This window comes from Moheibacter lacus, assembly GCF_014042165.1.
GTDB classification, from domain to species: Bacteria; Bacteroidota; Bacteroidia; order Flavobacteriales; family Weeksellaceae; genus Moheibacter; species Moheibacter lacus.
This window is the reverse complement of record NZ_JACDZE010000001.1, coordinates 967,382-991,754: the sequence shown is the minus strand read 5'-3', so window position 1 is coordinate 991,754 and position 24,373 is coordinate 967,382. Positions and strand designations below refer to the sequence as shown.

Below are 24,373 nucleotides of genomic sequence, written 5' to 3'. Positions count from 1 at the left end.
CTAAAATTATCTAATGTATTTGGTTCAAATCAATTGATTTAAAAAGAAAAATTCATCCCTACGGTCACACCAAATTTTCTGGCATCCGGTAATTCAAGGTAATTTCCTCGCCAATTAAAATCTACTCTGAAAGGTCTGAAGTTTCCTAAACCTATGTTTTCAATTCCAAATCCGTATTCGAAATAAATTTTATCTCTTGGCGCAATGTATTCAATATCAGACCGATTCATTCCTATTGCTTCATCAGAAATATCTCCCCAAGCAGCTCGAATAAAGCCAACCTCCCGTAATTTTAATTTCTTCAACAATGGAACTTTATTGAAAATCCAACCATTAAAATGTTGGTCTAAAATGAATGTCAAATAAGAATCTGTGACAAATTCGTAGTAATCAATTTGCGAGAAAGTACCCGGAATCTGTCCATAACTTTCATTTCCCGGAATCACGCTCAACAAGGAAAGTGGAACGGGCTGAAAGATTTTTCCGGCTTCCATCACTACATCACTTCGCCCCAAAGATCCAATCAAAAATGGTTTGTAAAAGTAAGCTTGAAGTTTATCGTAAGTGAATTGACTGTTGAATAATCCTGAAAATCCTTTGGTATAGCGCAACATAATGGTGGGGGCCAAAGTAGAATGTTCATACCGGTCTATCCCAAATCGGGAGAATTTAGCACCCGGGCGGGCAATGACGGACAAGCTCACATTGGTATCGATCAAATGTTCTTCTTCCTGTCCTTTTTCGTTGATGTAACCGATGTCAAACAAATATGGATCTGCGGCACGTGTAGTTTGGTAGTTACCATCGAGGCGAATCGTCACATTTTTCCATGGATCTATCGCCGCATATACATTGGTTTTATTGATATGGCTGAGTTTATCGTTTGCGCCTTGCGAAATGATGGAAGAAGAAGCAAAACTTCTGGTCATGATACCGTCGGAAGTGGTGAGCTGGACGCCGAGTTGTTCTACATCTCGTTTGGTTCCGGCGCCAATTTGGAAGCGATTGAATTTGTTAAACATAAATCGGGCTTCTGCTCCGTATTTGAATTGATGGTCTTTGAATCCATACGCCAAATAACCACCCAATCGCCACATGTCATTTTGTGAAAAATAGGTTCTGGCTCCGGCGCGCAGACGAAATCCTTCGATTTCGTTGTACCCAAATGTCGAATACAAATCCCCGATGTCAATGGCATTCAAAACATTCCAATAGCCTGATCCTAAAATCTCAACCGATTTTACAATTCGCTTAAAACGAGGCACTTGCTGCAAACTATCGAGCATTTCGTAAATACCGCCTTCCGTTTCTGAAAGTTTTTCATGTCGCGCATTTGCCCAATATAAATTGTCCTTTTCAAAAGCACCCGATTCATAAGGATCATGGTTTCTCGGATCATAAAAATTGTCGGGGTGCGGTGTTTCAAAGTTAAAATCTTTAAAAGAAACCGTGCGATGCGCATAAATTCCTTTTGATTGGTCTTTTTTGTTGAACAAGGTCATGTCCAACAAGATATAATCGCGTTTTGGCAAGAAAACCGAATCGTTTTTCACTTCAAATTGCTGACTGACAAAAATATCCCGCACGAAATTGACGTCGATATTTTTGGTGCTTTGCATGGCGATTTCTTTGATGGCGAATTCATTCATGCTGACATAAAAATCACCTTTAAAGGTGTGTCCTGCGTCGCGTTTGGGGAAGTATTTAATTCGGTAACAATCTATTCCGTCGATGTTTACGGTGTCGGAAAGTTCGTATTCGTAAATAGAAAAACCATCTCGAGCGATCGGACTTGCAAAATTGATGTTGAAGAAATTCAGTCGGTTTTCATAAATGTCAAATTCTTTATACAAATTTTTCAATGTTTGGCTGACGATTTCGTTGTCATCGAACCCCGAACTTTTATTGGCAATCAAATCTTTTCGTTCTCGTTTTGGATCATTTTTACCGTATACTTTGTAGATAGATTCGTTTAAAAAAGCTGGTAAATAGGCTTTTCCACTGACTTGGGAAGTGTCGATTTTATCAAACACAAATTCCATGTCTTTGAACAATCTGCTTTGCGTCATGGCGCTGTCCACGTTGTTGAGGTCAAACTGAAGTTTTTCATATTCTTCATATTCATATTGCGGAACATTTCGCAGACCATTTTGTTTTTTTCTCGCCCAAACTTCTCTTAAAATCGCATAAGCCGGGTTTTCTTTTTTGTTTTTGTATTTTTTCTTTCTGGTAGAAATGTTGGCTTCTTCCAGTTCAACTGTGGAATTTTCTTTTAGAGAACCATCTAAATTTAATTCAATTGATAAATTATAATTGACTTTTGAGGTCAGTGGAATTTCCATGAATTCAAATCCATCTGCCATGACTTCCAGTATCGTATCGCTTTCTTCTGATTCCAAATAAAAACTTCCATCGGTGTTGGTGATGGTAAAAATACCTGCATTTGGTAAGGTTACATCTGCGTAGGAGATGGGCTTTTTGGATTTAGCATCGGTAATTTTACCGGATACTTTGATTTGTGCTGAGATGGTTTGGGAAACCAACAGCAACAATGAAATTAGAATGAGTCGATTATTTAGCATAAATAGTTGAACAAATATCCATAAAAAAACCTTCCAAATTTGGAAGGCTTTAAGCTTTAACGAATTTTAATCGTTTTTATTTTTTATAAGCAACTGATTTGGAAGCTTCTACTACATCTTCTACACTTGGGAACCATTCTTTGAATAATTCTGCAGAGTATGGCGAAGAAATATCCGGCGCAGTAATCCTTTTAACGGGTGCATCTAGATAGTCAAATGCTTTTTGTTGTACCATATAGGTAATTTCAGTTGAAATAGATCCATACGGCCAAGATTCTTCCAAAATCACCAAACGATTGGTCTTTTTAACTGAATTGATGATCGTATCATAATCCAATGGACGCAAAGTACGCAAATCGATTACCTCAGCACTGATGCCTTCTTTTTCCAATTGCTCTGCAGCCGCCATAGCTGACTTCATGATTTTTCCATAAGATACGATGGTCAAATCTTTCCCTTCTTTTTTGATGTCGGCTACGCCGATTGGGATCAAATATTCCTCATCAGGAATTTCCATTTTGTCGCCATACATCTGTTCAGATTCCATAAAAATAACTGGATCGTTATCTCGAATCGCCGATTTCAACAATCCTTTTGCGTCGTAAGGATTAGAAGGAACTACGACTTTTAGTCCCGGAGTATTGGCATACCAATTGTCAAATGACTGAGAGTGAGTCGCTCCCAACTGTCCTGCAGAACCGGTTGGCCCACGGAAAACGATCGGAACGTTCCATTGTCCTCCTGACATTTGGTACATTTTTGCAGCATTATTGATGATTTGGTCGATGGCAACCAATGAAAAGTTAAAAGTCATGTACTCCACGATAGGGCGACAACCCGTCATCGCAGAACCCACTGCTATTCCGGAAAATCCGCCTTCTGCAATCGGCGTATCGATTACGCGTTCTGGACCAAATTCATCTAGCATTCCTTTTGAAGCCTTGTACGCTCCGTTGTATTCTGCCACTTCTTCACCCATCAAATAAACGGATGGATCTCTTCTCATTTCTTCACTCATCGCCTCTGCAATGACTTCTCTGAAAGTTTTTGTTGCCATATTTTTCAAAATCAGGTTAGCAAAAGTACAAAGATTATTAAGAGCCTGTTTAAATTTTAACGGAATTAATTTCGTTTGGTAATAATATCTTATCCTTAAATATCTTTTTATGCTCTTTTTACCATATTTTATCCTTTTTAATTTTGTTTTAGCCTGCTAAAACTTCAATCAAAAAACTGCTATAAAAATAATTATTTATAAAAATTAAACCGGCTCTTAATTTACTTTTTCAAATACAAATCAAAATAATCCGAAATCTTCTGCATCAAATGCACCCGATCAATTCCTCTCACATTATGCTCATAACCCGGATAAACAAAATAATCCACTTGAACACCGTTTGATACAGCATTTCTTAAGAAATCAATCGAATGCTGCCAAACCACTACCGGATCTTGCGTCCCATGAATGATCAATAATTCGCCTTTCAAGTTTTTGGTTTTGTCCATCAACAAGTTCGTCGCATATCCATTGGCATTATTTTCCGGCGTTCCCATGTAACGCTCACCATACATGGCTTCATACATGCTCCAGTCCAAAACCGGACCACCCGCTACGCCTACTTTGAACACATCCGGTTTGCGCAACATAAAAGAAGTCGTCATAAAACCCCCATAACTCCAGCCGTGAATTCCCATTCGATCTCCATCTACAAACGGTAAGGATTTTAAATAATTCACACCTTTCATCTGATCGCTCATTTCGATTTCGCCGAGATTTCTATGAATCGCCTGTTCAAATTTCAACCCTCTATTGGAACTTCCACGCCCATCCATCACCCAAACCACATAACCGTTTTGTGCCATATAATCGTACCAAAGATTTCCACTCGCCGGAAAACGATTGAGGTTCAATTGCGCATGCGGTCCGTTGTACAAATAGACAATAACCGGATATTTTTTTGCTGAATTAAAATTCGTCGGATAAATCAATTTTCCATACAAATCCGTTCCGTCATCAGCTTTTAAGGTTACGTTTTCTACTTTCGGCATTTGGTAGTCTGCCAAAGGATTTTCAGCCGTAAACAGGTTTTTGTTGATTTTTTTATCGGTAGAAAGTAGATCAATTTTTCTCGGTGTGGTTTCATTGGACCAATTGTCGATCACATAAGTTCCGGCATCATTAGCTGTGAAAAAATGATAGCCCGGAGTGGTATCGACTCTCTCCATTTTTCCCGTTTCCCAGTTCACGGTGTACAAATGTTTTTCCATCGCACCGTCTTTAGTTGACGTGATCAACAATTCTTTTTTCTTTTCATTTTGACCGACGATTTCGTTTACCAACCAATTACCTTTTGTGATTGGATTGATCAATTTTCCATTCAAATCATACCGATACAAATGCATGAATCCATCGCGCTGACTCCACCAGACGAATTCTTTTCCGTTGGGTAAAAAATGCAATTCATTTTGCGGCTCTACATATTTGGCATCTTTTTCTTCAAAAAGTGTTTGGATCAATTTCCCTGAATTTGCATCGTATTGGTTCAATTTCATGTGATTTTGATCCCGATTTAAAACGGCAACATAAATCGATTTTTCATCAGGCGACCAAGTAACACAAGTCAAATATTGGTCTTTGGGTTCTCCGGTTTGAAGAAAAATGGTTTGTTTGGTTTTTGGATTGTAAACCCCGATTTTCACTTGATGGATCGTTCGTCCGGCAAATGGATATTTGATGTTTTTGTTGACGGCTGGAACGGCTGACCAGTCGAGAATCGGATAGTCCTCGACCATCGTTTCATCCATTCGGTAAAATGCTAAGAAATTTCCGTTGGGAGAAAAGAAAATTCCTTTGTGAATTCCGAATTCCTCTCTGTGAACGGTTTTCCCGTTTACGATTCCGTATTTTCCGTCTTTTGTGATTTGGGACGTTTTTCCGTTTGCGTCTACCAAAAACAAATTATTATCCACCACGTAGGCGGCTTGTTTTGATTTTCCATCGATTTCTATGGTTTCAAAATTTTCCGGACATTCAAACCAATTGGTCGATTTTTTATCGGAAAATTTGAACCATTTATACGAATTCGCATCGTTATAATACGCTTCATTTTTGTTAAACCAACTTAGATTTGGAACATTATTTGTCTCCTTAAATGATTTGGAAGTAAGCAACGTATCGACCTTTAAATTGGACGCATCATAAGCCACCAAAGCGTTTCCATAACCGGTTTTTACTTTTTCGTAAAACTGATCAGATTCAGGTAACCATTGGTAATATTTTCCTTCAGCTCGAATGCCCAAAACGGCTTCATTCATAGTCAATTCTTTGTTTTGCGCAAAAATGACCGTTCCAAACATTGCCGTTAATCCGATGATATATTTGTTCATATTAAATTTTTTATAGTCAATCTGTATTAGTTTTTCTCTAAATGTAACGCCAGAGCGGCTAAATTTTTCTTTTCGTTGCCGATGAAAATTTGATTGCCGTCAATGATAACCGGACGTTTTAAAAAAGTATAATCATTTAGGATATAATGTTGAAAGTCTTTCTCAGAAAGGTTTTCATCTTTCAAACCCATTTCCTTATACTTTTTGGCGCGACGAGAAAAAAGTGCTTCATAACTTCCGCTCAACTTTTTCATTTCATCCAATTGTTTGGCCGTGATCGGTTCTGTTTTGATTTCTTGTTTTTCAAATCCGGAAAAATCCAATTCTTTCATGATCCGTCGACAAGTATCACAGGTTTGGAGGTAGTAGATTTTTTTCATTTTCATTCAATTTATGGATACACAATATGACCTGTGTACAATTGTTCAACTTCAACTATCGGCGGAAGATTTTTCAACACCAAATTTCCGGTGCTTCTGATAGCTCCCGTGACTGACTGAACCGGAAAAACGATGATATCGTTGGTGCTTCTGTGGTTGATATAAACATCTTCCACGATATAGTTCTCGCCTTCAAATCGCCCGTTTGAGCCCCAGAAATTGATTTCCAATTTGTCGGAACTTCCGGAAATTTTAAAAACCGAAGAAATATTGTCATTCACGATGAGTCTTTCATTTTCAATCTGCATTTCAAAAACGCTCGATGGCGTATCCTCTATGATTCCCGACTCCAATGTCAATTCCGGAAACCTCAAAACGCCGTCCGATTGGATGGAATATTGCGAAGCCGAATAAATCTTTTCCAAAACCGGAGTTGTGATGTAAACTTTTGCCGAATGGTAATTTCGGAGCATTTCACAACCATTTTCATTGGTGATTTTAAGTTCGCCATCGATGACTTCGAATTGGATATCATTGATGAGATTTTCACCCATCGTGACTTTTACGGTTTGTTCCAAATCTTCTTTCACCACCAATTCAATTCCTTTGGAAATGTTGATTTTGGAGAATTCTTCCACCGAAATTTCTTGCGTTTCCAAATCGCCCTGACTTTTCAAACAATCCGGTCCTCCTTCTGAATTACAATTCAGAATTAGAAAAGACAAAAAGATAAAAACTATATTTTTCATTTTCAAATTATAAACGGATTCCCAACGAAAAATCCATCGCTTCCGCTTTGGAAAAATGCGTTTTTAAACCCGTTCCCACAAAGAAATTCTTATAAAAATAATATTTCAATTGCAAATGCTGGTACAATGCTGTATGCGACTTATAATCGTCATACAAATAACCTCCTAATTGCCCTTCAAACGACAATCGGTTCAGAAACAATTCGTATCCCACAAATAATCCCACGCGTTTGTAATCCGTATCAGCACTGATTCCTTTTTCCGGAAAGGAAATCGCCATCATTTCGATTTCATTTTTCATCATCATCGATAGAAATACATCCAACCCAATTTGAAAAGCGCTGGAGCGCGAAATCCGCTTGTCCGCATAGCCGGAAAACACATAAAATGGATATTGCCCACTTCCTATGACATGGCTTTCATGCACACCGGTTCGGAAGGCGAATGTATAGCGAATCGGTTCCGTAAATGTCGAATCGCGGTTGGTTCGCGGATGATACGTTCGTTCATTTTGATGATCGATTGTATAGGTAACGCCAACATTTGCTCCAACGGTATTTGCGCTGGTGTTTGGGGTTTTAATGGTTCCGTTGGAATGATGAATTAAAAATCCGCCTGCTCGGACTCCAAACCCATTCCAGATGTTTTCCTTTTGATAATTCGCCATAAAAAAACTCGCCGGCATAAAATGCGAACCATAAGCGGAATTTCTGTAATTCGTTTCTTTATCGTAAGGATTGGTGTTGTAGGCAATTCCCTGACCGATGCGCAACTGTAAGTTTCGTTTGAGAAAATAAAAATTATAATGGGCGAACAATCCATACATATCGCCCAAAGTCTCATTTTTATTGTTCTGATAATGAAGTGTCAAACCATAATCCGGATAATTGAACCTCGATTCCCATTCTTTATCGCCAAAGGTTTTTCGGTTGGCCGAAACAAAAACACCCTCCGGATGATCCGTAATCAAATGGCTGATTTTTTCACTATGCGGTAAAATGCTTCCATAATAATAATTCACATCAACCGAATATTGTGGTTTGTTTTCTTGTGAAAAACCCACTACAGTCAACAAAATCAATAAATTAAAAAACTTACGCATAATAATTCTGCCGCCAAATTTAAACAAATCTGAAAAACATAGTAAGTTTGCAAGAACAATTCAAACATAGAAAAATGAAATTCAATACCAAAACCATACACGGCAACCAACATCCAGAACCTGCAACTGGAGCGGTGATGACACCGATTTACCAAACTTCCACTTATGCGCAAAGCAGTCCTGGAGTTCACAAGGGCTACGAATATTCTCGTGGTGAAAACCCTACAAGATCTGCCCTGGAAGCGGCTCTAGCAAATATCGAAAACGGAACGCATGGTTTTGCTTTTGGCTCCGGTTTGGCGGCGACTGATACGGTGATGAAAACCTTAAATCCGGGTGATGAAATCATCGCCATGGATGATTTGTACGGTGGTTCTTACCGAATGTTTACCCGCATTTATGCCAAATACGGATTGAATTTTCATTTTGTCGATATGACGAATCCGCAAAATGTTTTGGAGAAAATCAATGAAAAAACCAAAATGATTTGGATCGAAACTCCGACCAATCCTCTGATGAAAATCGTGGACATTCAAGCCGTTGTGGAATTGGTAAAAGGAAAAGACATTTTGGTTGCGGTGGACAATACCTTTGCATCGCCTTATTTGCAAAATCCTTTGGATTTGGGAGCGGACATCGTGATGCATTCCGCCACGAAATATTTGGGTGGACATTCCGATGTGGTCGCAGGAGCATTGGTCGTGAAAAATAAAGAATTAGCTGAAAAATTGCATTTCCAATTGTTTGCCGGAGGAGGAATTCTCGGACCGCAAGATTCTTATTTGGTTTTAAGAGGAATTAAAACTTTGCATGTGCGCATGCAACGCCATTGTGAAAACGGAAAAAAAGTAGCAGAGTTTCTTTCCAATCATCCGAAAGTGGAAAATGTTTATTATCCGGGATTGGAAAATCATCCCAACCATGAAGTTGCCAAAAAACAAATGCGGGATTTCGGCGGAATGGTCACTTTTACGTTTAAATCAGAAAAGAAAGAAGATGCGGTAAAATTCTTGGAAACCGTAAAAGTATTTACCCTTGCGGAAAGTCTGGGTGGTGTGGAGTCACTGGCAAACCATCCAACCACGATGACTCATGCTTCTATTCCGGCGGAAAAACGAGCGGAACTTGGTATTACCGATGATTTGGTGCGATTGAGTGTCGGGATTGAAGATATAGAAGATTTATTAGCAGATTTAGAGCAAGCGTTGGGTTAAAGTTCAGTTTAAACCAAAAAATAATCCCGTTAAAGTTAATTTTAACGGGATTTATATTTGTTTATTTTCTTTTAAAGATTAATTCTCCATCTCATTCGCCTCCTCAATAAATCTCACCAACCGCACCGCATGCTCACCATCCAAAACTGAAGGTCGGTTTTCAGACAAAGCTTCGATGATTTCCACGTAGGAATTCGGATGAAAATTTTTGACTTCTGTGGACATCGATTTCGAACAAACCACATTTTTTAAATTGCTGTATTTCAATTCGTTTAAATATTGATCGCCGATTTCAATCGTTCCTTTTTCCGCAATAATCGTGATGCCGCTTTTGTAATTTTTCTCAAATGTAGAAGTTGTGAAAATCATGCTTCCAACGGCTTCATTGGCTGTAAAATCGAGTTTCCCACTATCAGCAAATTCTGTAATTCCTTGATGGTTAAAATTGTAAAATGCCGCATTTGTACATTTCGTATCTTCAAACCAAAAATTCAAAATATCGATAAAATGCGAGAATTGTGTAAATAAAACACCGCCGTCCATCAGGTTCGTGCCGTGCCATTCGCGCGTCATGTAGTAATTTTTATTTCGGTTCCAATAACAATTGATGTTCACCATATAAATTTGACCCAAACAATCATTTTCCAATAATTTTTTCACATAACTCACCGGCGGCGAAAACCGCAATTGCATGGAAGAAAAAACACGACGGTCGTATTTTTCAGCCGCTTGAAGAATTTCGGTCGCATGTTGCGTAGTCAAAGCAATCGGTTTTTCAATCAAAACGTGTTTCCCGGCTTTCAAACATCGGATGGCGTGATCGCGATGCAATCCGTTTGGCGTAGCGATTACGACCAAATCCGTTTCTTCGTCTTCGGTCAAAAAACTTTCAAGTGTTTTATAAATCGGAATCGGCGATTCTTCGTCCTGGTAATTGATATCGATGATGGAAACCAGTTCTGCTCCTTCTGTTTCGTCAATTGCATTTTTATGAACCCGGCCGATGTGGCCAAATCCCAAAAGGGAAATTTTTAACATTTTATACTTTTTTCAAGGGACAAATAAACCTTTCATCTTTCAATCTACTCCTTTATCTGCCGCTGCAAATTTATATATTTGTTTCTTAATCGGATACAGGAAGTTTTGGTCAATTTATTTATTTCGGCTTATCATAGGTTTAAAAAAAGGAAATGGATGTTTTTTACGTCCAGTTTTTTGCTGTTGATCCTTTTTGGGTACTGGGCTTCGCGCATTTCGTTTGAAGAAGACGTTTCCAAATTGATTCCTTCCGGAGAGGATTCAGAAACCGTGAATCAAGTCTTGAAAAACGTCAGTTATGCCGATAAAATCATTGTCAATATTGCTTCGAACTCAAATGGTAATCAATCCAATTTACAAGCATACGCGGACAGTTTAGCGTCTCAACTTTCGGAAAATCCCACCATCGGAAACCTTCAAGTTCGTTTTGAGGACGAGAAAATGGGCGAATTGCTCGATTTTGTGTCGACGCATCTTCCGCTTTATTTGGACGAAACCGATTATGCACAAATCGACTCTTTGCTCCAACCGGAAAAGGTTTCGGAAAAAGTCGATGAGGTTTATTCTTCCATCGTTTCACCATCGGGAATGGTCACGACCCAAATGTTGCGTTCCGATCCTTTTGGGATGGACTTTATGGCATTGAAAAAATTTCAACGGCTTCAATCCGGCGAAAACTTTTCTGTCGAAAACGGTTATTTGCAACATCAAAATGGAAAAAATCTATTCGTTTTCATCACGCCCAAAGCGGGTGCCAATGAAACTTCGCAAAACGAAAAACTCGTTGATGATTTAAATAATTCAATTGAAAAATTAAATACCGAATTCAAAAAAGAAGAAGTTAGCGCCAATTACTTCGGTGCAACGCCTGTTTCTGTTGCCAATGCCCAACGCATCAAAAACGACATCATTTTGACGCTTTCCATCTCGGTTATTTTGCTGTTTGCCTTGTTTATTTATTTCTATCGAAAACCCTACATTCCGCTGATCATCATCGTTCCGGCGATTTTTGGGAGTTTGCTCGGTATGGCGGTTTTATACTTTTTAAAAGGAACAATTTCGGCGATTTCCATCGGAATTGGTTCTGTGCTATTGGGATTGACGCTGGATTATTCCTTGCATATTTTAAGCCATTACCGAAGTACGGGCGACATTTCAAAATTGTTCAAAAGCACGGTAAAACCATTGTTGATTTGTGCGGTTTTTACGGCTGCCGATTTTTTGGTTTTGTTGTTTTTGAAATCCGATGTATTGAAAGATTTAGGTGTTTTTGCGGCGGTCAGTGTGCTTGGGGCTGCGGTTTTTGCCTTATTGTTTGTTCCGCAGGTTTATTCGCCAAAAAACACATTGGAAGTAAAACAAAATACGTTTATTGATAAATTGGCTTCGTATCAATTTGATCGAAATAAATTCTTTCTCGGTTTTTCTATTTTACTGATTATCATTAGTTTGTTTACGTATCAAAATGTAGGTTTTGAAAACGATTTGAACAAACTGAATTATATGCCGGATGATTTAAAAAGCGCTGAAAGTGAATTGGATAATCTCAATGATTATTCTTCTAAATCCATTTACATCGCTGCTTACGGTAAAGATTTCGAAGAAGCTTTACAAGCCAATTCTGAATTGTTCAATAAACTGGAAAAGGCCGAAAACCAAAACGAAATTCTTTCGTTTTCATCCATCGGCGGAATTCTTCTTTCCTCCGAACAACAAGAAGAAAAAATCAAACGATGGAATGCATTCTGGACAGAAGAACGTAAAGAAAAACTCCAAAATCAATTGATTTCGGAAGGCAGAAAATACGGTTTTAAAGAAAATACATTTGCACCGTTTTATGCAAGGCTAAATGAAGATTTTGTTCCTGAAAATTTAGCGGAAAATGAGCTTTTAAATGATTTGTTTTTAAATGAATTCGTAAAGTCCGATGAAGGTTTGGTTACAATTACATCCTCTTTAAAGACAGACAATAAAGATTTGGAAAAGGTTTTGAACGAATTCTCTTCAAGTCAAAACACTTTGGTCATCGATAGAAAACAGTTGTCCGAAACTTTTTTATCCAATTTGGAAGCGGATTTTGACAAATTATTCTTCATTTCGTCGATCGTCATTTTCGTCATCCTGTTTTTGTTTTTTGGTTCGCTGGAATTAACGCTCATCACCAACATCCCAATTTTTGCCGGATGGCTGGTGACTCTCGGAATGATGGGTGTTTTTGGGTTGAATTTTAATGCTTTCAACATCATCATTACCACCTTGATTTTCGGTTTGGGTGTGGATTATTCGATTTTCGTTACACGCGGTTTGATCGAAAAATATACCTACGGAACCGATGAAATGCCTGCTTTTAAATCGGGCATTTTGATGTCGGCAATCGCTACGATTTTGTGTTTCGGTGTTTTGGTTTTTGCCAAACATCCGGCGATTTATTCGATTTCATGGATTCCAATCATCGGATTGACGGTGGTGGTCTTGATGTCATTTACGATTCAGCCTTGGTTGTTCCGATTTTTTATCCAAAAGCCGCAAGACAAAGGCAATACGCCGCGAACGATTCTTGGGGTGATTTATACTTTTTTCACGTTTGGGTATTTCTTTATCGCCGGATTTATTTTGAATCTATTGGCGCAAATTTTTCTGCCGATCATTCCGGTGAGTAAAAAGAAAAAATTCGGAGCATTTCATAGTGTGATGCAGCGTTATTTTTGGATTTTGATGTATGGAACACCTTTTATTCCGATTCGGAAAATCGGAAAGGAAAATTTGGATTTCAGTTCGCCCAAAATCATCATCGCCAACCATACTTCTCAGTTGGATACGCCTACGATGGGTATGTTGCACAATCGGTTGATTTTTATGGTCAACAACCGTGTTTTAAAATCCAAATTCTTCGGAAAAGCCATCCAAATGGCTGGGTTTTATTCGGCTTCAGAGAATTTGGAGGAAGAAACCCAAGAATTGGAAGCAAAAATCAGAGAGGGTTATTCCATCATTATTTTTCCGGAAGGAACTCGTTCGATGACTTCTGCCATTCAGCGTTTTCACAAAGGTGCTTTTTATCTTTCGGAGAAATTGAAATTGGATATTCAGCCTGTTTTGGTGCGTGGAAATTCGGATCGATTGCCAAAAAATGATAATTTGCTCAAATCAGGAAAACTGACTTTGGAATTCCTTCCAGTGATCCGCCACGACGATGATAGCTGGGGAAAGAATTATTCAGAAAGAACGAAAAAAATCAGCCACTATTTCAAAGAAAAATTCATCGAATTAAAAAGAGTTGACGAAGATGAAAATTATTTCCGAAACAAATTGAAATTCAACTATATATACAAACCAAAGTTTATCCAAAAGGAATTCAAATCGGACTATGAAACCCATAAAAAATTGTATCATAAGATCCTTTCTATCCTTCCGGTTCGTGCCCGAATTTTACATTTGGGTTGTGGTTATGGTGTTTTGGATTTTTTATTCGTATATGATTCGGCTTTCAGAGTAGTAGAAGCTTGGGATGAAGATGCGGAAAAAATTCAAATTGCTCAAAACACATTTAGCGTAAACCGTTTTCCGGTACAGTTTCACTCCAAATCTCCCGATTTGTTTACGGTTGGGGATTTTGTGATTGTCCACAATGAGCAATTAAGGAACCGATTTAAAAAATCTGTTAATTTAGACGAATGGGAATTATTTTTTTCCGAAAAGAATTTGACGATTTTTAAAAACAAACATGCAGGAAGAATTTGATATCATCATCATAGGCAGTGGTTTGGGCGGTTTGGTTTGCGCCAATATTCTCGCACGCGAAGGTTTGAGTGTTTTGGTGCTGGAAAAAAACCAACAATTCGGTGGAAACCTACAAACTTTTTCTCGCGACAAAATCATTTTTGATACGGGTGTCCATTACATCGGCGGTCTTTTGCCAGGACAAAACCTGCACAAATATTTTCACTATCTCGGCATTTCAGACAAATTGAAAATGCAGCGTATGGACATCGACGGATACGATTTTGTAACTTTTGATGATGATCCAAACGAATATCCTTTTGCGCAAGGCGCTGACAACTTTGTAGCACAACTTTCTCAATTTTTCCCAAATGAGGAAGCTGCGATCAAAACCTATGTCGAAAAAATGAACTTGATCTGCGAAAGTTTTCCGTTGTATAAAGTCGAATTGGATGAAAAACCGGTCTCAAATGAGGATTTGATGTTACTAAAAGCAAGCGAAGTCATCGACGAATTGACAGAAAATAAAAAACTAAAAGCGGTTCTCGCCGGCACCAATTTTCTCTATGCCGGCATCCAGAATAAAACGCCTTTTTATGTCCATTCGCTCTCGATCAACTCCTATATTGAAAGCGCTTGGCGATGTGTAAACGGTGGAAGTCAGATTTCGAAATTATTGATCAAAGAAATTCGAAATTTAGGCGGAAAAGTTTTGAAACACAAAAAAATTACTTCGATTTCTGTGAATGAAAATGGTTTAGTTGAATTTGTGAAAACAGCGGATGGTTCTATTTATAAAGGCAAACGATTTATTTCCAACATCGACCCAAAAAAGACACTTGAGCTCATAGAAAACTTTCCTTTGCGTAAATCCTATAAACGGAGAATCAATGAATCAGAAGACACTATTTCGTCATTTAGTTTGTATATCACACTGAAAACCAATTCTTTTCCTTATTTGAAACACAATTATTATCATTTTAAAAATGAAGAAAAAGTTTGGTCAAGTATCGATTATGAAGAAAAAAATTGGCCTGAAAGTTATATGGTTTCCTTCAGTGCCAAATCGGAAAATGATGGATGGGCAGATGGAATCAGTGTTTTGACCTATATGCGCTATGAGGAAGTGGAGAAATGGAAGGACACTTTCAATACCGTAGCGGAAAAAGATGAAAGGGGTAGTGAATATGAACGTTTCAAGGAAGAAAAAACGGAGGTCTTAATTAAAGAATTAGAGAAAAAATTTCCAAACATCCGCGATTGTATTCAGTCAACCTATGTCGCAACGCCACTTACTTACAGAGATTATATAGGAAGTACTTCCGGTTGCATGTATGGATTTACAAAGGACGCCGATTTTCCATTGAAAAACTATTTACCTCCACGCACCAAAATTCCTAATCTATTTCTAACAGGCCAATGCATCAGTATGCACGGGATTTTAGGCGTTACAATCGGTGCGATTTTGACTTGTTCGGAATTAATTGGTCGAAAACATTTGATCGATAAAATCAATTCGGCTTATAATTTGGAGAGAAATCCATAATTTTATCATCATGGGGAAGTTCAATTTACAACCGGTAGATCGCGTAAAAGGAATATCAAAAGAGGATTTTGTGAAAAATTATCTGAAAAAGAAAAGACCTGTTTTGATCGAAGGTTTGACGGACGATTGGAATGAAAAATGGCGGTTTGATTATCTGAAAGAAATCGCCGGCGACCAAATTGTTCCGCTTTATAACAACGAGCCAACTAAAGGAAATAAAAGTTCGTATGAGCCGGTTGCGCACATGAAAATGAGTGAATACATCGATAAATTGCGCAACGAACCGACCGATCTCCGCATTTTTTTCTATATGGTCAAAGACAATCTTCCTCAGCTGGAAAAGGATTTCGAATATCCGGACATAGGGATGAATTATTTCAAACGCATTCCGGCTTTGTTTTTTGGAGGAAGCAAAGCGCATACTTTTATGCATTATGATATCGATTTGGGAGACAATCTGCATATCCATTTCGAAGGACATAAACGCGTGTTATTGTTTGGGCCTGAGCAAAATACAAATTTGTATAAGGTTCCCATGTCCATTTGCAACATCGAAACCATCGATATGAACAATCCCGACTTTGAGAAATTCCCGGCACTGAAAAATGCGCAGGGTTTTGAAGCCAATATGCACCACGGTGATGCGCTGTATATTCCGGGTGAATGGTGGCATTATATTTCCTATATAAACGGCGGATTTTCCATGTCATTGCGCGCTTTACCGCAGGATCCAAGGCGTTTTCTGGGTATGATGTACAATGTTTTCTTTATGCGGCATTTGGATTATTACATCCGTAAATTCCGTGGTCAGAAATGGATTGACTTTAAAGAAAAATGGGCGTATCGTAAAGCCCATAAAAAGTTAGGAATTAAAACCGATTAAGTAAACTTCTCGCCTTTATTCAACTTTAAATCGCTGACAAATGCTTTGATGGCTTGGTCTTTGTCCTTCGGACAGATCAACAATGCCCTACGCGTATTGACCACGATATAATCCTCCAAACCATCCACGATAATCGCTTTTCTTTGAGTCGAATAAATCAAAGAATCATTAGTATTATACGTCAAAATATATTTCCCATGTTTGACATTATTTCCACCATTTTTTGGGGAAATTTCATAAAGGGATTTCCAGGTTCCCAAATCTGACCAGCCAAAAGATGATGGAATCACATACACATTTTCTGCTCTTTCCAAAATCCCGTTGTCGATCGAAATCATCTGTACACGCGAATAAATCGACTTGATTTCTTTCTTGCCCTTTTCAGAATTCAATGGGTTTTGGATTTTTTCAAAAGATTCAAACATTTCAGGCAAATATTTTTGAAAAGAATTTAAAATCGTGGATGCTTTCCAAATAAAAATCCCGGCGTTCCAAAGAAAATCACCCGATTTGTACAACACTTCCGCCAATTCTATTCCCGGTTTTTCTGTAAAAGTTTTCACTTTTTTTACTTCCGAATTCTTTTTGTCTAAAAACTGAATGTATCCATATCCGGTATCTGGCCGAGTCGGTTGAATCCCAAGCGTAATCAACTCTTCCTTTTCTTCTGATTCTTGTAAGGCTAATTTTAGTTTTTCAATGAATACATCTTCTTGTAAAATCAAATGATCTGAAGGCGCAACGACAATGTTGGCTTCCGGATTGATTTCATGGATCAATATGGCAGCATAAAGATTACAAGGCGCAGTATTCATCGCAACAGGCTCTGTAATAATCTGATTTTCATTTATTTCCGGCAATTGCTGAAGCGTCAAATCTACATATTCGCCAAGTGTCACGATGTAAATTTGATCTGTAGGAATGATTTTTTTCATCCTGTCAAACGTACTTTGCAAAAAAGTACGACCCGTTCCTAAAATATCATGAAATTGTTTCGGAAATTCAGATGTGCTTAATGGCCAAAATCTCGACCCTACACCTCCAGCCATAATGACCCCAAAGTAATTTTTGTTCATTCGTTGATTATTTCATCTACTATTGCTTGCCCATTGACCAAAAACATACGACCTGTTTTCAGCTCTTTGCAAATATACCGTATTTTTCGCTTATTTCCTCTTTGAAAAACCCGTGTTCCAATTCTGAATTTTTGGTTTTCCCCTAAATTTTCAACCAAATTCCCCAACTGGTTTTCTTTTAAAAACAGTTTTTGAAACAATTGTTTATCCGCTCCCACGCTCGCTTTCGGATTTAAAGCATGTCGAAAGATGCTGTTTCTCAAATCTGATTCATAAATGGATAAGGAATCTTGAAGCATTTTCCCAAATGTTGATTTCCACTCCTCTCCATGGGGTTTTACTTTTGATCCAAATTCTATTTGAACCAACAAATGCGCAATTTCATGTGTCAAAACGAAAAAAAACGCATCTGATTTTAACGTTCCATCAATGGTGATTCGATGTCTTTTTGAATGTGGATCAAATCGATAATCACCCAATTTCGTCCGCCTTGCATTTTTAACGATCAACTTAAGTGGAATGTCCTTCAACCAAATTTCAACAAAATCAAGCCCTCCCTCCGGCAAAAATTTTTCAAGTGGCTTCCAATTCATCTGCGAAAGTTAAAAAAACTCCGATGACAAAAAAAATCCTAATTTTGCACGGTATGTTAAAACTGCTGGGATTTATAGGAGCCTATTTTTTGTTCCTCAAAAAAGTATTTAAAAAGCCACAGGGAGCCAAAGTATTTCGCAAACTCATCATGCGGGAAGTCTATGATTTAGGAATGAGTTCCGTGGGTCTGGTCGCTTTTATCTCTCTCTTTATGGGTGCGGTAACCGCTATCCAGATGGCGCAAAATTTTCAGGGCGCCGACATTCCGGTTCCGGATTATTACATTTCCTATGCGACCAAAGTTGTACTGATTTTGGAGTTTTCTCCTACGATTATTTCCCTAATCCTTGCTGGTAAAGTAGGTTCGTATATCGCTTCCAGCATCGGGACCATGCGGGTTACCGAACAAATCGATGCGCTGGATGTCATGGGAATCAATTCTCCTTCCTTTTTGGTAATGCCCAAAATCGTGGCGGCCGTTTTATTTAATCCGATTTTGATCATGATCAGTATCGCTATGGGTTTGGTTGGCGGATATTTAATCGGAGAAGTCACTCAAATGTGGTCCCAATCCGATTATATCATCGGACTACAGATGCCGATGGCAACGCGACTTTTTGTCTATACATTTGTAAAAACCGTTTGTTTCGCTTTTGTCATCGCAACGGTTCCGGCTTTTTATGGATACCACGTAAAAGGAGGTTCTCTTGAAGTAGGCCGTTCCAGTACATCGGCCGTAGTTTGGACATCGGTTATTTTGATTATCCTAAACTTAGTGTTAACCCAAACGATTTTGAGCTGATGATAGAGGTAAAGAATTTAAAAAAACAGTTTGAAGACATTGAGGTGCTCAAAGGGATTTCCACCGTTTTTGAAACCGGAAAAACCAATTTGATCATCGGACAATCGGGTTCAGGAAAAACCGTATTTCTAAAATGTTTAACCGGATTAATCACGCCTACTTCAGGCGAAATTCTGTTTGACGGAAGAGATACAACCAAATTCAGCTATGAAGAACGCCAAGCATTACGCGGCGAAATCGGAACAGTTTTCCAGGGAAGTGCACTTTTTGACTCCATGACGGTTTTGGAAAATGTTCGGTTTCCGCTCGAGATGTTCTCCAATTTGAACATGAAAGAAATGAACGATCGGTCGGAAGAAGTTTTGACGCGGGTCAATTTAACACCTGAGTCTTTTAAAAAATTTCCATCCGAAATTTCCGGTGGGATGCAAAAACGTGTAGCAATCGCCCGTGCCATCGTCAACAAACCCAAATATCTTTTTGCGGACGAACCCAACTCCGGTCTAGACCCAAAAACTTCTATGGTCATAGATCAACTTTTGCATGAATTAACGGTCGAATATAACACCACAACCATCATCAATACCCACGACATGAATTCCGTGATGGAGATCGGCGAAACCATCATTTTTCTTAAAAATGGAATCCTCGAATGGTCAGGTGATAAAAATGAAATTTTGACGGCGGACAATGAAGCGGTCATAGATTTCGTTTATTCTTCAAAGCTCTTTACCAAATTGCGTGAAGTGCTATTGGAAGAAAAAGCAAATTTGAAAAAATAAATGTAGTAAATATGAAGAAGTTATTTTTATTGGGGTTCTCCCTGGTGGCGTTGAATACCTATGCCCAAAACAGTTCTTTTGGAATCAAAGTTGGTGGTGTTTTTAACGCAGATGACGGTGTGGTAAAAACCCTAAATGACACCTATGAGGATCATGGGAAAGGTTCGGTTGGTTTTCAAGCCGGAGCGATGGTAAGGATCAAAGCCGGTGGATTTTTTGTCCAACCAGAATTGCTCTATACTTCATTTAAAAATGAATATGACACGCCAGATGGAAATTCTTTCGAAGTAGGAAAAAGACGTATGGATGTTCCGGTCAATTTGGGTACAACTTTTATTGCCGGATTGATTCATGTTCAAGCAGGACCGGTATTTTCTTATTATTTCGAAGATGATATTTCGCTTAGCGGAGTTCAAAACGCTGAAAGAGATGAGTTTAACGTCGGGTTTCAATTGGGAACAGGTTTAAACGTAAAAAACTTTGTTTTTGATTTGCGATACGAATTTGGGTTTGGAAAACATTCTTCCAAATTTGTTCAAGATACTTGGGGATTTGAAACAGAAAACCGTTCAAAATTGTTGAATTTATCGGTCGGATATTTCTTTTAATTTGATTTCAACTTAAAAAATTAACCCTCAATTTGTTAGAATCCAAATCGAGGGTTTTTTATTTTTTACTTCTAATTTGGGTGGATTTGTAAAAAAGCCTATTTTTGCAGACTTGAAATTCAAATCACCATGGCGAAAGCAAGAAAAAAACAAGAATATACTACGGAAAAAGTTTTGGATAGCTTGAACGAAACCGCTTACAAAGCGGAAAATTTCTTTGAAAGACATTCCAAAATCATCATAGGCGTGCTAGGCGCTTTGGCTCTTGTAGCCATCGGCTATTTCGTTTATTTGAAAACCGTTTTGGAACCGAAATCGGAAAAAGCATTTACCGAAATGGTACAAGCAGACGAGTTTTTCAAACAAGATTCTGTCCTTTTGGCACTAAAAGGAAGTCCGGGAAGTTTCCAAGGTTATGAACAAATCGTAGATGAATACGGAAGCACAAAAGGCGGAAACATCGCACGTTACAAAGCCGGAATTGCTTATTATCAATTGGGTGATTATGCATCTGCAGTTTCGATGTTGGAGAAATTTTCCTCTGATGACGAAATTTTAACTGCACAGAAAAATGGTATGATCGGAAATGCTTTGGTTGAATCCAAAAAAGAAAAAGAAGCTCTTTCTTATTATGTAAAAGCAGCTGAAGGAACCAATGTTGAAGCCATCCAAACCCTATATTACACAAAAGCAGGGAAATTGGCGATCCAATTGGGACAAAATGCTGATGCACAGAAATACTTCCAAATCCTGGCAGACAATTATCCAAATGCCGGAAATGGTGAAGTAGAAAAATTCTTAGAAAGACTTAAATACGCAACAGGTGGCAACGGAAAATAAAAATCTGTCGGCTTACGATAAAAACAATTTACCCAATGCCGAAGCTTATCGTTTCGGCATTGTTGTTTCACAGTGGAACAACCATATCACACATAATTTGCAGAAAGGTGCAATCGATGCGCTGATTGATTTAGGAGCAAAAGAAGAGAACATTTCCAGCTTTAAAGTTCCCGGAAGTTTTGAATTGATTTATGGCGCAAGCCAATTGTGTAAAAAAGGAAACTTCGATGCTTTGATCGTCATCGGGAGCGTCATCCGCGGTGAAACAGCGCATTTTGATTATGTCTGTCAGGGCGTAACCCAAGGCATCAAGGACCTCAACGTCCAACAAGATATTCCCGTTATTTTCTGTGTTTTGACCGATGATACCGAACAACAATCCCTCGACCGTTCGGGCGGGAAACACGGAAACAAAGGAACCGAGGCCGGTGTAACGGCTGTTATCATGGCTGAATTCAAGAAAAACATCTAGTCAGCGTCAAATCTTTCTATATTCTACTTTTTAGATTCGACCGCAAAATTCTACCTTTGTAAACTTATGGTTTCGACAGGAGATATCATCCAATTATTGCCAGATCATGTAGCCAATCAAATCGCCGCCGGCGAAGTGGTGCAACGTCCGGCTTCATTGGTAAAAGAATTGATGGAAAATGCAGTAGATGCCGGTGCAACCGAGATCGACCTGATTGTGAAAGACGCAGGAAGAACGCTGGTTCAAGTCATCGACAACGGCTCCGGAATGAGTGTGACTGATTTGCGCATGGCGTTTGAACGCCATGCTACTTCCAAAATCCGTACGACCGAAGATATTTTTCACATCGAAACCAAAGGATTTCGAGGCGAAGCCCTTGCTTCTATCGCCGCCGTCGCACAAATCGACGCCCTCTCCAAAAAGGACGACGAAGAATTGGGAAATCGACTGACAATCGATGGTGGGACTTTTCGCGATCAAATCCCTGCCATTGCCAAAACAGGAACCTCTATTTCGGTTAAAAATCTATTTTACAACGTTCCGGCAAGACGAAATTTCCTAAAGTCCAACCAAGTCGAATTGCGACACATACAGGAAGAATTTCTACGCATTGCATTGGCCCATGAATCGATTAACTTTCGGTTTTTTCATAACGATTCTGAAGTTTACATCCTGAAATCAGGAAATCTAAGACAGCGTATCGTCCAAATCTTTAACCGGAAAATGGATGCGCAATTGGTGCCGATTGCAGAAGAAACAGAAGTCGTGAAAATCAATGGATTTGTCGGAAAACCCGAAAGCGCAAAAAAACAACGTGGCGAACAGTATTTCTTTGTCAATCACCGATTTATCAAAAGCAATTATTTGCACAAAGCCATTACAGATGCTTTTGAAAATCTTTTGCCCAACCAATACGTTCCTTCCTATTTTTTATTTCTGGAAATCGATCCTTCCAAAATCGATATCAACATCCATCCGACCAAAACGGAAATAAAATTTGAAGACGAATACAGCATTTACGCCGTTTTACGGTCTGCAGTGAAACATGCTTTGGGGCAATTTAACATCATGCCTTCGCTTGATTTTGATCAAAATCCCGATTGGGCATTTATACCGAGTAAACCGAAAAACGAACCGATCAAAGCGCCTGAAATCAAAGTAGATCGGAATTACAATCCATTTGAAACCAAACCAACGCAAAAAGAAGTCATTTCCAACCAAAATTTCTATCAGTCTTTTTCTGAATTCGAAATCGAAAGCAAACATCCTGAAATGCTTTTGAGTCAAGAAGAATTTGAATTCGTAAACGCACCGGTAATCCAGTGGATGAACAAATATTTGGTGACCCAATTCAAAGGCGAATTGGTGGTCATCGACCAAAACCGAGCACACCAATTGGTTTTATTTAATCAATTGACCAAATCCATCAGCGAAAACGCACTCAGCCAAAGATTGCTTTTTCCGATCGAAATTTCAGTAAACAAATCGGAAATTAGTTTGCTTAAAACCATCGAAATGGACTTGGTGAACTTTGGATTTGACGTTGATTTTCAAAAAGATACGATTCTGGTCAATGCGTTGCCAACTGAAATCGATGCAGAAGAAATTCCGGCCATTTTCTCCGATTTTTTACATGATTTGGAATGGCATGGAAAACTTGATTTTAAGATCGAAATATCCAAAATCATCGCTAAAAATGCAGCGATCAAAAAAGGTCAAAGTTTGGCAGCGGAACAAGCACAGCATTTGGCACAGCAATTGTTGCAATTGGCGGAGCCCAATTTTTCACCTTATGGAAAACCGGTTTTCATACAATTATCAGAAACCGAAATCACAAAAAAATTAAATTAAAGTATGTTCAATCAACCGATACCCGCTGTCACGAAAAACCTATTGATTATCAATGGTTTGTTTTTTTTGGCGACACTCGTTTTTGGTCAAACCGGAACGGATTTGGGAACGATTTTGGGTGCATTTTATCCGGAATCTGTCAACTTCCGACCTTGGCAAATCATCACGCATATGTTCATGCATGCGCCATTTCCAAACATTTCCCATATTTTGTTCAATATGTTTGCGCTTTGGATGTTTGGATCAACGGTAGAACATGCTTTAGGCGCAAAGAAATTTTTAATTTTATATTTCGCAGCAGGTTTAGGATCTTTTGTTTTGTTCAATTTTACTAATTATTTACAAGTTGAAAGTCTAAAACCGATCGTAGAAGCTTCTGGTGTAAACATCCAAGATTTAATCTTAAACGCTTCTAACCCAAATTATAGGGTCAATACAACCAACATTGAAGCCACTAGAGAGTTGGCGGCTTACTATAGAACACCGATGGTCGGTGCATCCGGTGCGATTTACGGAATTCTGGTTGCTTTTGGGGTTTTGTATCCGAATGCAAAATTGGCGCTGATTTTCCTGCCGATTCCGGTCAAAGCCAAATACTTTATTCCGGTGTTGATTGCTTTAGAATTTTTCATGGCAATTCAGAATTATGCTTGGAATCCGATTGCGCATTTTGCACACATCGGTGGCGCGATAATTGGCTTCATTCTTGTACGGTCATGGAAGAAAAATTTACACAGAGAATGGTAA

The 24,373-nt window shown here is 38.6% G+C and carries 20 protein-coding genes; 11 read left to right on the top strand and 9 right to left on the bottom strand.

What is annotated here, in order from left to right; all coding sequences use genetic code 11:
• Window positions 1-38: 38 nt before the first annotated feature.
• The 6 genes from HU137_RS04660 to HU137_RS04635 form a co-directional block, all read right to left on the bottom strand.
• On the bottom strand, window positions 39-2,582 hold the full coding sequence (locus HU137_RS04660; protein ID WP_182042627.1) for a DUF5686 family protein: 2,544 nt from the start codon (window positions 2,580-2,582) through the stop codon (window positions 39-41).
• A gap of 76 nt (window positions 2,583-2,658) precedes the next feature.
• The gene (locus HU137_RS04655; RefSeq protein ID WP_182042626.1) at window positions 2,659-3,639 is read right to left on the bottom strand and encodes a pyruvate dehydrogenase complex E1 component subunit beta; all 981 of its coding nucleotides are present in this window, start codon (window positions 3,637-3,639) and stop codon (window positions 2,659-2,661) included.
• Window positions 3,640-3,860: 221 nt separating this feature from the next.
• On the bottom strand, window positions 3,861-5,969 hold the full coding sequence (locus tag HU137_RS04650) for a S9 family peptidase (RefSeq protein WP_182042625.1): 2,109 nt from the start codon (window positions 5,967-5,969) through the stop codon (window positions 3,861-3,863).
• Window positions 5,970-5,995: 26 nt separating this feature from the next.
• Window positions 5,996-6,349: an arsenate reductase family protein gene (locus tag HU137_RS04645; protein WP_182042624.1), complete on the bottom strand. Its 354-nt coding sequence runs from the start codon at window positions 6,347-6,349 to the stop codon at window positions 5,996-5,998.
• Window positions 6,350-6,360: 11 nt separating this feature from the next.
• Complete coding sequence (locus tag HU137_RS04640; protein ID WP_182042623.1) at window positions 6,361-7,098, bottom strand: head GIN domain-containing protein; 738 nt, start codon at window positions 7,096-7,098, stop codon at window positions 6,361-6,363.
• A gap of 7 nt (window positions 7,099-7,105) precedes the next feature.
• Window positions 7,106-8,200 carry an acyloxyacyl hydrolase gene (locus HU137_RS04635; RefSeq protein ID WP_182042622.1) on the bottom strand — a complete coding sequence of 365 codons (1,095 nt, stop codon included), beginning with the start codon at window positions 8,198-8,200 and terminating at the stop codon, window positions 7,106-7,108.
• A 47-nt stretch (window positions 8,201-8,247) separates the two neighbouring features.
• Here HU137_RS04635 and HU137_RS04630 point away from each other — a divergent pair, with 47 nt between their 5' ends.
• Window positions 8,248-9,414, top strand: coding sequence for a cystathionine gamma-synthase (locus HU137_RS04630; RefSeq protein ID WP_262890127.1), 1,167 nt, complete (start codon window positions 8,248-8,250; stop codon window positions 9,412-9,414).
• Window positions 9,415-9,492: 78 nt separating this feature from the next.
• On the opposite strand, the gene HU137_RS04625 is transcribed toward HU137_RS04630, so the two are convergent.
• Window positions 9,493-10,452 carry a Gfo/Idh/MocA family protein gene (locus tag HU137_RS04625; protein WP_182042620.1) on the bottom strand — a complete coding sequence of 320 codons (960 nt, stop codon included), beginning with the start codon at window positions 10,450-10,452 and terminating at the stop codon, window positions 9,493-9,495.
• 156 nt (window positions 10,453-10,608) lie between these two features.
• Here HU137_RS04625 and HU137_RS04620 point away from each other — a divergent pair, with 156 nt between their 5' ends.
• The 3 genes from HU137_RS04620 to HU137_RS04610 are packed head-to-tail and all read left to right on the top strand — an operon-like array spanning window position 10,609 to window position 16,601.
• Entirely contained in the window at window positions 10,609-14,193 is a 3,585-nt protein-coding gene (locus HU137_RS04620; RefSeq protein ID WP_182042619.1) for a 1-acyl-sn-glycerol-3-phosphate acyltransferase, read from the top strand.
• Window positions 14,177-15,718 (top strand): phytoene desaturase family protein, encoded by a 1,542-nt coding sequence (locus tag HU137_RS04615; RefSeq protein WP_182042618.1) that lies wholly within the window; start codon window positions 14,177-14,179, stop codon window positions 15,716-15,718. The genes HU137_RS04620 and HU137_RS04615 overlap by 17 nt, the downstream gene beginning before the upstream one ends.
• A 10-nt stretch (window positions 15,719-15,728) precedes the next feature.
• On the top strand, window positions 15,729-16,601 hold the full coding sequence (locus HU137_RS04610; RefSeq protein WP_182042617.1) for a cupin-like domain-containing protein: 873 nt from the start codon (window positions 15,729-15,731) through the stop codon (window positions 16,599-16,601).
• On the opposite strand, the gene HU137_RS04605 is transcribed toward HU137_RS04610, so the two are convergent.
• Window positions 16,598-17,677, bottom strand: coding sequence for a mannose-1-phosphate guanylyltransferase (locus HU137_RS04605; RefSeq protein ID WP_182042616.1), 1,080 nt, complete (start codon window positions 17,675-17,677; stop codon window positions 16,598-16,600). The genes HU137_RS04610 and HU137_RS04605 overlap by 4 nt on opposite strands.
• Window positions 17,674-18,270 (bottom strand): SprT-like domain-containing protein, encoded by a 597-nt coding sequence (locus tag HU137_RS04600; protein WP_182042615.1) that lies wholly within the window; start codon window positions 18,268-18,270, stop codon window positions 17,674-17,676. Before HU137_RS04600 ends, HU137_RS04605 begins: the two co-directional genes overlap by 4 nt.
• Before the next feature lie 53 nt (window positions 18,271-18,323).
• On the opposite strand from HU137_RS04600, the gene HU137_RS04595 reads away from it, so the two are divergent.
• The 7 genes from HU137_RS04595 (at window position 18,324) to HU137_RS04565 (ending at window position 24,373) form a co-directional block, all read left to right on the top strand.
• The gene (locus tag HU137_RS04595) at window positions 18,324-19,073 is read left to right on the top strand and encodes an MlaE family ABC transporter permease (RefSeq protein WP_182043318.1); all 750 of its coding nucleotides are present in this window, start codon (window positions 18,324-18,326) and stop codon (window positions 19,071-19,073) included.
• Window positions 19,073-19,855, top strand: coding sequence for an ABC transporter ATP-binding protein (locus tag HU137_RS04590; protein WP_182042614.1), 783 nt, complete (start codon window positions 19,073-19,075; stop codon window positions 19,853-19,855). The genes HU137_RS04595 and HU137_RS04590 overlap by 1 nt, the downstream gene beginning before the upstream one ends.
• Before the next feature lie 11 nt (window positions 19,856-19,866).
• The gene (locus HU137_RS04585; protein ID WP_182042613.1) at window positions 19,867-20,463 is read left to right on the top strand and encodes a porin family protein; all 597 of its coding nucleotides are present in this window, start codon (window positions 19,867-19,869) and stop codon (window positions 20,461-20,463) included.
• A gap of 129 nt (window positions 20,464-20,592) precedes the next feature.
• On the top strand, window positions 20,593-21,303 hold the full coding sequence (locus tag HU137_RS04580; RefSeq protein WP_182042612.1) for a tetratricopeptide repeat protein: 711 nt from the start codon (window positions 20,593-20,595) through the stop codon (window positions 21,301-21,303).
• The gene (gene ribH, locus HU137_RS04575; protein ID WP_182042611.1) at window positions 21,287-21,775 is read left to right on the top strand and encodes a 6,7-dimethyl-8-ribityllumazine synthase; all 489 of its coding nucleotides are present in this window, start codon (window positions 21,287-21,289) and stop codon (window positions 21,773-21,775) included. The genes HU137_RS04580 and ribH overlap by 17 nt, the downstream gene beginning before the upstream one ends.
• A 66-nt stretch (window positions 21,776-21,841) precedes the next feature.
• Window positions 21,842-23,626 (top strand): DNA mismatch repair endonuclease MutL, encoded by a 1,785-nt coding sequence (gene mutL / locus HU137_RS04570; protein ID WP_182042610.1) that lies wholly within the window; start codon window positions 21,842-21,844, stop codon window positions 23,624-23,626.
• A 3-nt stretch (window positions 23,627-23,629) separates the two neighbouring features.
• Window positions 23,630-24,373, top strand: coding sequence for a rhomboid family intramembrane serine protease (locus HU137_RS04565; protein WP_182042609.1), 744 nt, complete (start codon window positions 23,630-23,632; stop codon window positions 24,371-24,373).